Origin of the sequence: Mycolicibacterium llatzerense (genome assembly GCF_025331195.1) — a bacterium.
Classification (GTDB): domain Bacteria; phylum Actinomycetota; class Actinomycetes; order Mycobacteriales; family Mycobacteriaceae; genus Mycobacterium; species Mycobacterium llatzerense.
Genome location: NZ_LXOV01000016.1, coordinates 460,802 through 473,873 on the forward strand (window position 1 = coordinate 460,802; position 13,072 = coordinate 473,873).

Below are 13,072 nucleotides of genomic sequence, written 5' to 3' on the forward strand. Positions count from 1 at the left end.
CGTGACTACACCTGTTAGGGTCCGCTTCTGCCCGTCGCCGACCGGCACCCCGCACGTCGGCCTGGTCCGCACCGCGCTCTTCAACTGGGCGTACGCGCGACACACCGGCGGCGACTTCGTGTTCCGGATCGAGGACACCGACGCCGCGCGCGACAGCGAGGAGAGCTACAACGCGATCCTCGACGCGCTGCGCTGGCTCGGGCTGAACTGGGATGAGGGTCCCGAGGTCGGCGGCCCGTACGAGCCGTACCGGCAGTCGCAGCGCAGCGACCTCTACCGGGATGTGATCGCGAAACTGCTTGCCGCAGGTGAGGTTTACGAGGCCTACTCGACGCCCGAGGAGGTCGAGGCCCGGCACCTCGCGGCCGGCCGCAACCCCAAGCTGGGCTACGACAACTACGACCGCGACCTGACCGCCGAGCAGAAGGCCGCTTTCGAGGCGGACGGCCGAAAGCCGGTGCTGCGCCTCAAGATGCCCGACGAGGACATCACCTGGACCGACCTGGTGCGTGGTGAGACGACCTTCGCCGCCGGTGTGGTCCCGGACTTCGCGATCACCCGCGCGAGCGGAGATCCGTTGTACACCTTGGTCAATCCGGTCGACGACGCGCTGATGAAGATCACCCACGTGCTGCGCGGCGAGGATTTGCTGCCGTCGACGCCGCGGCAGATCGCGCTGTACCAGGCGCTGATCCGGATCGGCGTCGCTGATGCGGTGCCCCAATTCGCCCATCTGCCAAGCGTTCTCGGTGACGGCAATAAGAAGCTGTCCAAGCGCGACCCGCAGTCCAACCTGTTCCTGCACCGCGATCGTGGCTTCATTCCCGAGGGCCTACTGAACTACCTGGCGCTGTTGGGCTGGGGCATCGCCGACGACAACGACATCTTCAGCCTCGACGAGATGGTGGCCGCCTTCGATGTGGCCAACGTCAACTCGAACCCGGCGCGATTCGACCAGAAGAAGGCCGACGCCATCAATGCCGAGCACATCCGCCGGCTGGCCCCGGAGGACTTCGGCGCGCGGCTCAAGGCGTACCTCGACGCGCATGGTCACGACACCACGTTGGACGACAAGGGTTTCGCCGCGGCGGCCGAGTTGATCCAGACCCGCATCGTCGTGCTCGGCGACGCATGGGACCTCGTGAAGTTCTTCAACGACGACGCCTACGCGATCGACGAGAAGTCGGCGGCCAAGGAACTCAAGCCCGAGGCTGCGGAGGTCCTGGACGCCACGCTGAGCGCCTTGGACGCCGTCACCGAATGGAACACCGCCAACATCGAAGCCGCGCTCAAGACCGCGCTGCTCGACGGCCTGGAACTCAAGCCGCGCAAGGCGTTCGGTCCCATCCGCGTGGCGGTCACCGGCGCGGCCATCAGCCCACCACTGTTCGAGTCGATGGAACTGCTGGGCCGTGACCGCAGTCTGGCGCGGCTGCAAGCGGCCCGGAACGGGCTGTGAGCGGGCGATTTAATTCAGCGCCAACTATTTGGTAGTCTGCTCGTCGGCCCGGAAAGCAAAAGCGGCGAACATCCGCTCGGCGATTCGGTCCGAAGATGCCTGTGACCTGCGGTGATAGGCATCAAATGGGGTATGGTGTAATTGGCAACACTAGGGATTCTGATTCCCTCATTCTAGGTTCGAGTCCTGGTACCCCAGCTGCCGGAGCGATTAGGTCAGCAAGCTCACTTAGGCTAAGCTGACGCTCCGGAAGTTCTAGCCCCCGTCGTCTAGCGGCCTAGGACGCCGCCCTCTCACGGCGGTAGCGTGGGTTCGAATCCCATCGGGGGTACGTACGAACGCCGGACCTGACAACAGGTCCGGCGTTTTGTCTTGTCCGGGGTATTACCTACCGCCGGTCAGGAATCCGACGTCCCGCCGTCCGCGGCCGACCGACGGCTCCGGGTCCGCGCCGAGGGTGCGGGACAGCAGTTCGTGATAAACGTCACGGAAGTCGACGGTCGTCTTGAGGTCGCCGTCGGTCAGGTCGGTCAGGCTCGGCTCGTCGCCGTAGAACCCGCCCGTGACGGGAGTGCCCGCGATGAACACCGGCCCCGAAGTGCCGTGGTCGGTGCCCTGTGAGGCATTGGCGGCGACCCGCCGCCCGAATTCTGAGTACATCAACACCACGACGTTGCGGCCGTAGGGCGTGCCCTGGAGCTTGTGGAAGAAGGGCGTCAGGGCGTCGTCGAGAGTCTTGAGCAACGCCTGCTGAGGGGCGCGTTCGTCGGCATGCGTATCGAAACCCAGCAGCTGCGTCATGTACACCTGCGTGGGCACGCCGGCCCGGATGCAGCGGGCCACCAGTTCGAGGTCGTTGGCCAACTGGTTGTCGGCCTGGCCGATGGTCTGCAGGCGGCCGTTGATCACGGGTGCGAAGCGGGTGTTGGTGGAGTGGTTGGCCCGATAGGACTCGCACACCTGGCTCATGGCGGTGGTGTCGTTCGGGTCGTCGGTGCTCAGCGCGGCCAAGGTCCGCGCGACGTCGGGCGGGATGGCCGGGACGAAGTCGGAAAGCGATGCCGCGACGTGCTTTTGGCCGACGGCCAGCGGCGGTAGGACGGTGCCGATGTTGACGGCCCGGATCGGATCGTCACCGCTGGTGTCCAGCCAGCGGCCGATCCAGCCGCTGGTGACCGCGTCGACGGGATTGGCGGTCTGCCAGATGTCCATGGAGCGGAAATGGCTGCGGTCCGGCTTCGGGTAGCCGACACCGCGCACGATCGCGAGCTTGTTGGACTGCCACAGCTTCGACATCCCGGTGAGCGCGGGGTTGAGCCCGAACGCCGGGTCGAGCCGGAGCACTTCCTCCGGCTTGTAGGCGAGCTCGGGGCGGGCATCGTGATAGGCGTTGTCCGCGTATGGGATAACCGTGTTGAGGCCGTCATTGCCGCCGTACAGCGTGACGATCACCAGGATGCCCTGGTTGGCCTGCAGCGGGCGGTCTTGGGCTTCGTGGAGCAGATCGGGCAGGGTCACCGCGGCGACTCCGCCGAGCAGACCGGCCGCGCCGACCCCGGCGCTGGCGATCAAGAATTTGCGGCGATTGAACTCGGGCATCGGATCTCTTTAGGACGTCACGTATTCGGGGGTGATGACGGCCGCTGCCACCAGCCGGTGTGGATCGGAGACCAATGGTTTGAGGGCGGCCGCCGAGCGATCCGACCAGGCGCCGATGCCGAACAGGTACCCCACGCCGTCGATCCGTTCACTGGATGCCATCTTCTCGACCGCGCTGATGTCGCTGAGGGCCAGGAGCCGGTTCGCGGCCCAGACCCGTGCTGCCGCACTGTTCGTCGACAACCAGAGCTGTCCGCGCGGCCAGCCGCCGACGTCCGGCGGATAGAAGGGGCGCTGACCCATCACCCGGAGCACCTGGTCGAGGTCGGCGAGGACGTGGTCGTCGTCGAGCGGAACCGCCAGCGACCGCACGATGCCCATCAACCATTCCACTGGAGTGCTGACGACAGTGCCCGCGGCCTTGGTGAATTCGGGATCGAGCACCACGGCCTTGGTGAGTGCCTTGAGATCTCGGTTCGGGCCGTAGGCGGCGACCAGGCGGGTCACGGTGTCGGGGGAGGCCGGCTGGTCCGAAGCCAGTAGGCGCCACAGGGTTCCGGCGACGAAAGCGGCGGAGGCGGGCTGACGCAGCACGATGTTGCAGAAGTCGGTATCGGTGAGGTCGCCGGTGACACCGAGCACGGTCTTGACCGACTCGTCGTGATGTTCGGCGTAAACGGCGGTGCTGCCGTCGGGCCGCAGGTGCCGTCCGGTGAGGGCCTTGGCGCCCTCTTTCACGTCGATCTCGGTGTAGCCGTTGGCATGTCCCATGGTGAAGAGCTCCATGAACTCCCGGGACAGGTTCTCGTTGGGGGCCGCCGCGGTGTTGACGTCACCGTCCAGCCAGTGCAGCATCGCACCGTCCGTCAGCATGGCCCAGGCGAGGCTGCCGAAGTCGCCGAGTTTGAGGGTCCGCAGCTTCTCGTTCTGCTCGCCCATCAGCTGCGCGGCGTTGACCTTCTCTGCAGAGGTGGCAAAGTGGTTGTGCCACAACAGCGTCAGCTTCTCGTGGATGGGCTGCTGCACCGCGGCCATGCGGCGCAGCCACCAGCCGGACAGCACCTGCATGCGCGCCACGAGCTCTTGGCCGAAGGCGGCGATCTCGGTGGCCGATGCGCCTGACGGCGGGTACTGCGGGATGGGCGATTTCGGCATCGGGGTCGCCACGGCGCCCGGGTCGGCGTTCGGATCGAGGCTCAGCACCCAGTCGAGGTAGCCCGACCAGTCCTGTTTGACCACAGCGTCGACCTGGGCTCCGGTGGTTCCGAAGCCCGTGCGGCGCAGCATCCGTGCGGTTGCCAGCCACTGTGGTGGCTGCGACACGATGAAACCTACTTTCCAACAGCGGTACGTCCCAGCCCTGCCGGGTCCATTAAGGAACTTAGGTGATCAGGACCGTAGTCGTCGCCGTATGCAGCGGATTCAAAGGTTTGCTGGTTTGCGTCAGAGCCGGCGGGTGAGCGCTTCGGCCGCGGCCAGCAGATCGCTGGCCCAGCGGACGCCGGGGCGGCGGCCCATCCGGTCGATCGGCCCGGACACCGACACTGCCGCGATCACCGCACCGCGGCTGTCCCGTACGGGTGCCGAGACGCTGGCCACGCCGGGTTCGCGTTCGGCGGCGCTCTGTGCCCAGCCGCGCCGGCGGACTTCGGCCAGCACCCGATCGGTGAATTTCGCGGTCGGCAGCACCGCCTGCTGGGTTGCGGGATCGCTGTATGCCAGCAGCACTTTGGCGCCGGAGCCGGCGGTCATCGGTAGCCGACTGCCGACGGGCACGGTGTCGCGCAGGCCGGACGGCGGTTCGAGGGCCATGACGCACACCCGGGCCAGGCCTTCCCGGCGATAGAGCTGCACGCTCTCGCCGGTGATCTCGCGCAGCCGGGGGAGCACCGCGCCCGCCGCGCTGAGCAGCGGGTCGTTGACCTGCCCTGCCAGCTCGGTCAGTGCCGGGCCGAGCCGCCACCGTCCTTCGTTGTCGCGGGCCAGAAGTCGGTGGACCTCGAGGCCCGCGGCCAGCCGGTGGGCCGTCGCCCGGGGCAGCCCGGTGCGGGTGCACAGTTCGGCCAGTCCACACGGTGACTCAGCCACTGAATGCAGCACACCCACCGCTTTGTCGAGGACGCCGATGCCGCTATCCTGTCTCACAGGGAGATACTAGCGTCCCGCATCGTGAGACGGTAGGTCAGCCTCCCCGGGTATCGCGGAAGGAACTGCACAGTCATGACGAACAAGCCACGCACCATGGCGGAGAAGGTCTGGGCGGACCATGTGGTGGTCGAGGGTAAAGGTGTTGACGCCGCCCGCGAGCCCGATCTCATCTATATAGATCTGCATCTTGTGCATGAGGTCACCAGCCCGCAGGCGTTCGACGGTCTGCGCCTCGCCGGCCGGCCTGTGCATCGTCCGGATCTCACGATCGCGACCGAGGATCACAATGTCCCGACCATCGACATCGACAAGCCGATCGCGGATCCCGTGTCACGCACTCAGGTTGAGACGCTGCGGCGCAACTGCGCGGAATTCGGCATCCGCCTGCACTCGATGGGTGACGCGCAGCAGGGCATCGTGCACATCATCGGCCCGCAGCTGGGTCTGACCCAGCCCGGCATGACGGTGGTGTGTGGTGACAGCCATACTTCGACGCACGGCGCCTTCGGTGCCATCGCGATGGGCATCGGCACGTCCGAGGTCGAGCATGTGCTGGCCACGCAGACGCTGGCGCTCAAGCCGTTCAAGACCATGGCGGTCAACGTCGACGGCGAGTTGCCGCCGGGTGTCAGCGCCAAGGACATCATTCTCGCGGTGATCGCCAAGATCGGCACCGGTGGTGGTCAGGGCCACGTCATCGAATACCGCGGCAGCGCCATCGAATCGCTGTCGATGGAAGGCCGGATGACGATCTGCAACATGAGCATCGAAGCCGGCGCCCGCGCCGGCATGGTGGCTCCCGACGAGACGACGTTCGAGTTCCTCAAAGGCCGTCCGCACGCGCCGACGGGTGCGGACTGGGACGCGGCTGTTGCGGCGTGGACAGCGTTACGTACTGACGAGGGTGCCGAATTCGACACCGAGGTGCACCTCGACGCGGCCGCCTTGAGCCCGTTCGTCACATGGGGCACCAACCCCGGACAGGGCGTGCCGCTGTCGGCGAATGTTCCTGACCCAGAACAAATGTTCGATGAAGGCGAGCGGCAGGCCGCGGAAAAAGCGTTGGCCTACATGGACCTTCAGGCCAACATGCCGATGCGGGACATCGCCGTGGACACCGTGTTCGTCGGTTCCTGCACCAACGGCCGGATCGAAGATCTGCGCGTGGTGGCCGACGTACTGCGTGGCCGCAAGGTCGCCGACGGGGTGCGGATGCTGGTGGTGCCCGGGTCGATGGCAGTGCGTGCGCAGGCCGAAACCGAGGGTTTGGGAGAGGTTTTCACCGCCGCTGGTGCCGAATGGCGGCAGGCGGGCTGCTCGATGTGTCTGGGCATGAACCCCGATCAGCTGGCTCCGGGTGAGCGCAGCGCGTCGACTTCCAACCGGAATTTCGAAGGCCGCCAAGGCAAGGGCGGCCGCACCCACCTGGTGTCACCCGCCGTCGCCGCCGCCACCGCGGTGCGCGGAACCCTGTCCTCACCCGCCGATCTGAGCTAGGAGCGCACTGTAATGGAGGCTTTCCACACCCACACCGGAATCGGCGTTCCGCTGCGCCGGTCGAATGTCGACACCGACCAGATCATCCCCGCGGTGTACCTGAAGCGGGTCACCCGAACGGGTTTCGAGGATGGACTGTTCGCCGGGTGGCGTACCGATCCGTCGTTCATCCTCAACCTGCCGCCGTTCGACCGAGGCTCAGTTCTGGTCGCCGGCCCCGACTTCGGCACCGGCTCGTCGCGCGAACATGCGGTGTGGGCGTTGATGGATTACGGATTCCGGGTCGTCATCTCGTCGCGCTTCGCAGATATTTTTCGCGGCAATTCCGGCAAGGCCGGATTGCTCGCCGCGGAGGTCGCGCAGGACGATGTCGAACTGCTCTGGAAGCTCATCGAGCAGAATCCGGGGCTGGAAATCACTGTGAATCTTCAAGATCGGAATTTGACCGCGGGAACGGTCGTGCTGCCCTTCAAGATTGACGATTACACCGCGTGGCGGCTGCTCGAAGGTCTCGACGATATAGGCCTTACGCTGCGGAAACTCTCGGAGATTGAAGCATTCGAGGCGAGCCGGCCGAGCTACAAACCCCGGACTCTGCCGGCCTGACCGAGTCGCTCCGCGGGTCCTGTCCGAGGGCCTGCGGAGCCATTTCGGCACTCGGGCGCAGCTCGAATCCCTGCCCCCGCAACCAGGTTCAAAAAACCCGCCAACACCTCCCAAGTGGGCCAACCAGATTGCCGAATTCCGCCACAGCTACGCCCGAAATTGGGCGTGGCTCTTGGAAATCGGCGGGTACTGGGTTTACCGTGTCCAGTAGTCGGTCCAGCCAGGGCCACTGAATCGGAGGTTTTGGATGAACAAAGCAGAACTCATCGATGCCCTGACAGAAAAGTTGGGCACCGATCGTCGTCAGGCCACCGCGGCCGTCGAGCACATCGTGGACACCATCGTGCGCGCCGTGCACAAGGGTGAGAGCGTCACCATCACCGGCTTCGGCGTCTTCGAGCAGCGTCGCCGCGCCGCACGCGTCGCGCGCAACCCGCGCACCGGCGAAACCGTCAAGGTGAAGCCGACGTCGGTTCCGGCATTCCGCCCGGGCGCGCAGTTCAAGGCCGTTGTCGCTGGCGCACAGCGTCTTTCGGCTGACGGCCCCGCCGTGAAGCGCGGTGCCACCGCCGCTCCGGCCAAGCGTGGCGCCGCCAAGAAGGCTGCCCCCGCGAAGAAGGCCGCTCCGGCCAAGAAGGCTGCCGCCACCAAGGCTCCGGCCAAGAAGGCTGCTCCCGCCAAGAAGGGCCGCCGCTAAGCCCTATCCGATAGGTCCGACTCGGACACGCCGTGGATCAACTGATCCACGGCGTGTCTGTGTGTGGACTGAACGGACGGAACGGGCCGCGCTAGCGCTTGGTCGGCAGCGGACTGCCGATGTGGTCCGCGGCGACCAGCGCGTCGCCGTGCAGAGTCAACACCCACATGCTGCCCTTGCGATTACGCGATTTGTCGGGCCGGATTCCGCTGCGCTCGCACCACCACGAAATCAGGTCCGGGATCACCTTGCCCTGTGTGCAGATGACGGGCACCGTCTCGCCATCGCTTTTCGCGGCGATCTTCAGCACCCGCTTGCGCGCCGCGTCGGCGTCGGCCGCGTATGCCTCTTCGGTGAGCGTCGGCTCGTCCCGCACCCGGACACCGAGCTCCTGCGCCAGCGGTTCGACGGTCTGGTGGCACCGGGTCCGTGACGCCGCAAAGACGTCGCTGGCACCGAAAGCGAGCAGTTGGCCGACAAGCGATTCCGCTTGTCCCCGGCCTTTCTTGTCGAGCGGCCGGAGTCGATCGTCGCCCTTGTACCGGGCCTTGCGCCCCGCGGTGGCGTGCCGGACGATCAGCACGGTGCGGGTGTCGGCCGGGCGACGGGTGAACCGTCGCAGCACCTTTCGATCATGGGGGTACTGCAGCCGGAGCATGGCGTCGGCCACTGGCAGCCAGTCGAGCTTGTCCACCTCCGAGTTGGGGCTGAACCCGCCGCCGGTGCTGCGGGCCGCCCAGTAGCGGACCTGCTTGGTGCCGCGATCCAGGGGATAGCTGACGGAGGCCAGCCGCCGGCCCAGCACCGACTCGTACCCGGTCTCTTCCAGGATTTCGCGCACGGCGGTAACTGGTTCGGTCTCACCGGGATCCACCTTGCCCTTGGGCAGTGACCAGTCGTCGTAGCGCGGTCGGTGGACGACGGCGATCAACGGCTCTCCGGACTCGCCGGGGCGCCACAACACCGCCCCGGCGGCCAACACCGGCGTCGCCGGGGTGTCGTGCGCCGTCTTGTTCGGCACCTGTGCTCCTGGATGTGGTTGTCGGGGTCAGGTTTTCGCGCTACGTGAGGTGCCGACCGAAAACTACGGTGTGCGGTGCCGCTCCATGATCGACACCTGGTGATCCCGAACCTTCTCGCCTTCCCGGGGCAACGCCGTCCAGTGCCCGTCCGGGCCCAGCTCCCAGCAACGGGTGGCCGGGTCCATGCTCGAGTCGAACATCCCGCCCAGTTCCTCCGTCAGTCTTGGGTCCTTCACCTGTGCCATCACCTCGACGCGACGGTCGAGATTACGATGCATCATGTCGGCGCTGCCGATCCAGAATTCATTGATGGCGTTGAAGTGAATAATCCGTGAATGTTCAAGGAAGCGGCCGAGAATCGAGCGCACCACGATGTTCTCGGAGAATCCCGCGACACCCGGGCGCAACGCGCAGATACCGCGAACCACCACCTCGACGCGGACCCCGGCCTGCGACGCCCGGTACAGCGCGTCGATGACCTGCTCGTCGACCAACGCGTTCATCTTCAACCGGATGCGGCCGTCGCCGCCGGCCTGCTTGGCCTCGATCTCGCGCTCGATGCGCTCGATGATGCCGCGCCGCACACTGTGCGGGGCCACCAGCAAGTTGCGGTAGGACACCTTGCGCGAGTACCCGGTGAGCGAGTTGAAGAGGTCGGTCAGGTCGGCGCCGATGTCGGGTGACGCGGTCAGCAGGCCCACATCTTCGTACAGGCGTGCGGTTTTCGGGTTGTAGTTGCCGGTACCGATGTGGCAGTACCGACGGATGGTCGACCCTTCGCGCCGCACCACCAGGCACGTCTTGCAGTGGGTCTTGAGCCCGATCAGTCCGTACACCACATGCACGCCCGCCTGCTCCAGCTTGCGGGCCCACTTGATGTTGGCCTGCTCGTCGAAGCGGGCCTTGATCTCGACCAGCGCCACCACCTGCTTGCCGGCTTCGGCGGCGTCGATCAGCGCGTTGACGATCGGCGAGTCACCCGAGGTCCGGTACAGGGTCTGCTTGATGGCCAACACATTCGGATCGGCGGCGGCCTGCTCGATGAAACGCTGGACGGTGGTGGAGAAGGAGTCGTAGGGATGGTGCACCAGGACGTCGCCGTCCCGCAGCGTCGAGAAGATGCTCTTCGGGGTTTCCCGTTCGCCGAAAGCCGGGGGAGTGGCCGGCACGAACGGGCGGTCCTTGAGGTCGGGCCGGTCCACGCCGTAGACCTGCCACAGTGACGAAAGGTCCAGCAGCCCAGGCACTTCGATGACATCGCCGGGATGCACGTCCAACTCACGAAGGAGTAGGTCGAGCATGTTCTCGGTCATGTCGGTCGCGACCTCGAGCCGCACCGGCGAGCCGAACCGGCGGCGCGCCAGCTCACGTTCCAGCGCCTGCAGCAGATCCTCGTCGCGGTCCTCTTCGACTTCGAAGTCCGCATTGCGGGTGATCCGGAACGCGTGATGTTCGACGATCTCCAGCCCGGGGAACAGCACCGGCAGGAACGCCGAGATCAGTGCCTCCATCGGCAGGAACCGCACCCGGGGTTTGGCGCCCTCAGCCGTGTCACCCGACTCATGCAGCTCCACGAACCTGTCGACGTTGTCCGGCACCTTGATTCGGGCGAAGTGCTGCGTGCCGTCGTCGGGATTGCGCACCGTGATGGCCAGGTTGATGCTCAGGCCGCTGACGAACGGGAACGGGTGCGCCGGGTCGACCGCCAGCGGCGTCAACACCGGGAACACCTGCTCGTGGAAATAGGTGGACAGCTTGGACTGCTCGTGCTCGTCGAGCTCGCTCCAGTTGACGATGGTGATGCCCTGCTCGGCCAGCGCGGGCCGCACCACATCACCGAACACGGCGGCCTGCCGGCTGGAAATCTGCTGGGTGCGTTCACCGATGCGGCGCAGCTGTTCGCGCGGCGACAGGCCGTCCGCCGACCGCACCGACAGGCCGGTCTCGTCGCGGCGCTTCAGCCCGGCCACCCGAACCATGTAGAACTCGTCGAGATTCGATGCGAAGATCGCCAGGAACTTGGCCTGCTCCAACAGCGGCAGTGACGTATCGGCGGCCAGAGCCAACACCCTGGCATTGAAGTCCAGCCAGCTCAGCTCCCGGTTGAGGTACCGGTCATCGGGGAGCGCGCTGTCCGTCGGATCCGCGGTGGCCGCAGGCAGCGGTTCCGGGTCGGAGTCGGCAGCCGCCCGCGCAGGCGGGCCGCCGACTGAGGCCCGCTCGGTCTGTATTGATCTGGTGTCGGCTTCGGTCACCCCGACGATCATTCCCTATCGACAGGGCGCAGGCCACACGGTTGGTGAACCCGGATCGCCAGACACCGGCGCCGGGACCTCACCGCTACGCGCCGACGATCAGGGTCGTCGCGGGGCCGACGCCAAGTCTGCGCGCCGCCGCCAGATCATCCGGCGTATCGATGTCGCAGCGCAGTCCCGGCCACTCGCCCGACAGCTCCACCGCGCCCGAATCGGCATGGCGCCGTGCGGAATCGACACCGAACTCGGGGCCGAGCGGCGCGGCGAAGGCGAACAGTGCCGCAGTGCCGGTGCGGTGCCGGTCTGCGATGAAACTGCGGGCATGCTGACGCGCACCGGCGATGGCCTCGGCCAGTTCCGCGGTGCGGAGCGCGGGCAGGTCGCCTTGCAACACCGCGATGTTCGTCACCCGGCCCCGCAGGGCCTGCTCCGTGGCGGCGAGTGCGTGATTCAACGGATCGGGGTGTCCGGCCGGAGTGGGGTCCAGCAGTACGTCGGCACCGAGCTCGCGCACCGCGGCGGCGGCGTCCGCGTCCGGGGTGACGACAGTCACGGAGCCGACGGCCGGCACTGCCAGGGCGGCATTGATGGTGTCGAGGAGCATCGCCAACACCACCTGCTCGCGCAGGTCGCCGGCGAAAACCGGGGCCAGTCGGGTCTTGGCCGCGGCCAGCCGTTTCACCGCGATGATCAACCCGACACCGGCGGCATCGCCGACCGTCTCCACACTCGGGTCGCTGCTCATGACCGCCATACTGCCAAAGCCTGGGCGGGACTAGTCTTGACGCCGTGGTGGAGGCAGCGGTGATGGGTGCCGGCGCGTGGGGGACGGCACTGGCGAAAGTCCTGGCGGACGCGGGCAGCAACGTGACGTTGTGGGCGCGCAGTGCGGAGGTGGCGCGCGAGATCAACGAGACCCACCGGAACTCGAAATATCTCGGTGACCGGGCGCTTCCGGCGGCCATCAAGGCAACCGCGGACCCCGCCGAGGCGCTGACCGGCGCCTGCACCGTGTTGTTGGCGGTGCCGTCCCAGACGCTGCGCACCAACCTGACCGACTGGACCGGACATCTCGGTGCCGACGCCACGTTGGTCAGCGTGGCCAAGGGCATCGAACTCGACAGCCTGTTGCGCATGAGCCAGGTCATCGTCCAGGTGACGGGTGCCGATCCGAGCCGGGTTGCCGTGCTCAGTGGGCCCAACCTGGCCAGCGAAGTGGTCGACGAGCAGCCGGCCGCCACCCTGATCGCGTGCACCGATTCCGGACGTGCGGTCGCGCTGCAGCGCGCATTCGCGACCGGCTACTTCCGGCCGTACACCAACGCCGACGTGATCGGCGCCGAGGTCGGCGGGGCGTGCAAGAACGTCATCGCCTTGGCCTGCGGGATGGCGGCGGGTGCCGGGTTCGGCGAGAACACCGCCGCCGCGATCATCACCCGCGGCCTGGCAGAGATCATGCGATTGGGAATCGCGCTCGGCGCCAAGGGCGTAACGCTGGCCGGGCTGGCCGGCGTCGGCGATCTGGTTGCCACCTGCACCTCGCCGCAGTCCCGCAATCGCAGTTTCGGCGAGCGCCTGGCGCGCGGCGGCACCATGGAATCGGCGCTGGCCGCGGCCAGCGGCAAGGTCGCCGAGGGCGTCACGTCCTGCCAGTCGGTGCTGGCGCTGGCCGAGAGCTACGACGTCGAGATGCCGCTGACCGACGCGGTGAACCGGGTGTGCCACAAGGGTTTATCGGTGGACCAGGCATTCGCGCTGTTGCTCGGCCGCAGCACCAAGCCGGAGTGAG

Annotated in this window: 10 protein-coding genes, 2 tRNA genes and 1 pseudogene; 7 read left to right on the forward strand and 6 right to left on the reverse strand. The window is 66.8% G+C overall.

Going from position 1 to position 13,072, the window contains the following annotated elements; all coding sequences use genetic code 11:
• Window position 1: 1 nt before the first annotated feature.
• From gltX to A7G45_RS26950, 3 genes are all read left to right on the forward strand, one after another.
• Window positions 2–1,459, forward strand: coding sequence for a glutamate--tRNA ligase (gltX, locus tag A7G45_RS26940; RefSeq protein WP_260941415.1), 1,458 nt, complete (start codon window positions 2–4; stop codon window positions 1,457–1,459).
• 126 nt (window positions 1,460–1,585) lie between these two features.
• Window positions 1,586–1,657: transfer RNA gene (locus tag A7G45_RS26945), tRNA-Gln, on the forward strand.
• Window positions 1,658–1,717: 60 nt separating this feature from the next.
• Window positions 1,718–1,790: transfer RNA gene (locus tag A7G45_RS26950), tRNA-Glu, on the forward strand.
• 53 nt (window positions 1,791–1,843) lie between these two features.
• Here A7G45_RS26950 and A7G45_RS26955 read toward each other — a convergent pair.
• The 3 genes from A7G45_RS26955 to A7G45_RS26965 form a co-directional block, all read right to left on the reverse strand.
• Window positions 1,844–3,058: a DUF1501 domain-containing protein gene (locus A7G45_RS26955; RefSeq protein WP_260941416.1), complete on the reverse strand. Its 1,215-nt coding sequence runs from the start codon at window positions 3,056–3,058 to the stop codon at window positions 1,844–1,846.
• A 9-nt stretch (window positions 3,059–3,067) separates the two neighbouring features.
• Window positions 3,068–4,381, reverse strand: coding sequence for a DUF1800 domain-containing protein (locus A7G45_RS26960; protein WP_308204169.1), 1,314 nt, complete (start codon window positions 4,379–4,381; stop codon window positions 3,068–3,070).
• Between the two features lie 120 nt (window positions 4,382–4,501).
• Complete coding sequence (locus A7G45_RS26965; RefSeq protein ID WP_043393323.1) at window positions 4,502–5,203, reverse strand: IclR family transcriptional regulator; 702 nt, start codon at window positions 5,201–5,203, stop codon at window positions 4,502–4,504.
• 75 nt (window positions 5,204–5,278) lie between these two features.
• Here A7G45_RS26965 and leuC point away from each other — a divergent pair, with 75 nt between their 5' ends.
• From leuC to A7G45_RS26980, 3 genes and pseudogenes are all read left to right on the forward strand, one after another.
• The gene (gene leuC / locus A7G45_RS26970; protein ID WP_260941417.1) at window positions 5,279–6,703 is read left to right on the forward strand and encodes a 3-isopropylmalate dehydratase large subunit; all 1,425 of its coding nucleotides are present in this window, start codon (window positions 5,279–5,281) and stop codon (window positions 6,701–6,703) included.
• Between the two features lie 12 nt (window positions 6,704–6,715).
• Window positions 6,716–7,309 carry a 3-isopropylmalate dehydratase small subunit gene (leuD, locus tag A7G45_RS26975; RefSeq protein WP_043393330.1) on the forward strand — a complete coding sequence of 198 codons (594 nt, stop codon included), beginning with the start codon at window positions 6,716–6,718 and terminating at the stop codon, window positions 7,307–7,309.
• A gap of 247 nt (window positions 7,310–7,556) precedes the next feature.
• Window positions 7,557–7,994 (forward strand): annotated as a pseudogene (locus A7G45_RS26980) (HU family DNA-binding protein); the annotation flags it as partial.
• 103 nt (window positions 7,995–8,097) lie between these two features.
• On the opposite strand, the gene mutT1 reads toward A7G45_RS26980, so the two are convergent.
• The 3 genes from mutT1 to cofC form a co-directional block, all read right to left on the reverse strand.
• Complete coding sequence (gene mutT1 / locus A7G45_RS26985) at window positions 8,098–9,027, reverse strand: 8-oxo-(d)GTP phosphatase MutT1 (RefSeq protein ID WP_260941419.1); 930 nt, start codon at window positions 9,025–9,027, stop codon at window positions 8,098–8,100.
• A 63-nt stretch (window positions 9,028–9,090) separates the two neighbouring features.
• Window positions 9,091–11,283, reverse strand: a complete 2,193-nt coding sequence (locus A7G45_RS26990) for an RNA degradosome polyphosphate kinase (protein ID WP_260941420.1) — start codon at window positions 11,281–11,283, stop codon at window positions 9,091–9,093.
• Between the two features lie 85 nt (window positions 11,284–11,368).
• The gene (cofC, locus tag A7G45_RS26995; RefSeq protein WP_377042059.1) at window positions 11,369–12,037 is read right to left on the reverse strand and encodes a 2-phospho-L-lactate guanylyltransferase; all 669 of its coding nucleotides are present in this window, start codon (window positions 12,035–12,037) and stop codon (window positions 11,369–11,371) included.
• 53 nt (window positions 12,038–12,090) lie between these two features.
• Here cofC and A7G45_RS27000 point away from each other — a divergent pair, with 53 nt between their 5' ends.
• Entirely contained in the window at window positions 12,091–13,071 is a 981-nt protein-coding gene (locus tag A7G45_RS27000; RefSeq protein WP_043393927.1) for an NAD(P)H-dependent glycerol-3-phosphate dehydrogenase, read from the forward strand.
• Window position 13,072: the final 1 nt, after the last annotated feature.

Bases quoted from the DNA above. Each gene is read 5' to 3' on its own strand.
- A7G45_RS26955 (WP_260941416.1), bottom strand. From the start codon at position 3,058: ATGCCCGAGTTCAATCGCCGCAAATTCTTGATCGCCAGCGCCGGGGTC.
- leuC (WP_260941417.1), top strand. From the start codon at position 5,279: ATGACGAACAAGCCACGCACCATGGCGGAGAAGGTCTGGGCGGACCAT.
- leuD (WP_043393330.1), top strand. From the start codon at position 6,716: ATGGAGGCTTTCCACACCCACACCGGAATCGGCGTTCCGCTGCGCCGG.
- cofC (WP_377042059.1), bottom strand. From the start codon at position 12,037: ATGGCGGTCATGAGCAGCGACCCGAGTGTGGAGACGGTCGGCGATGCC.
- A7G45_RS27000 (WP_043393927.1), top strand. From the start codon at position 12,091: ATGGGTGCCGGCGCGTGGGGGACGGCACTGGCGAAAGTCCTGGCGGAC.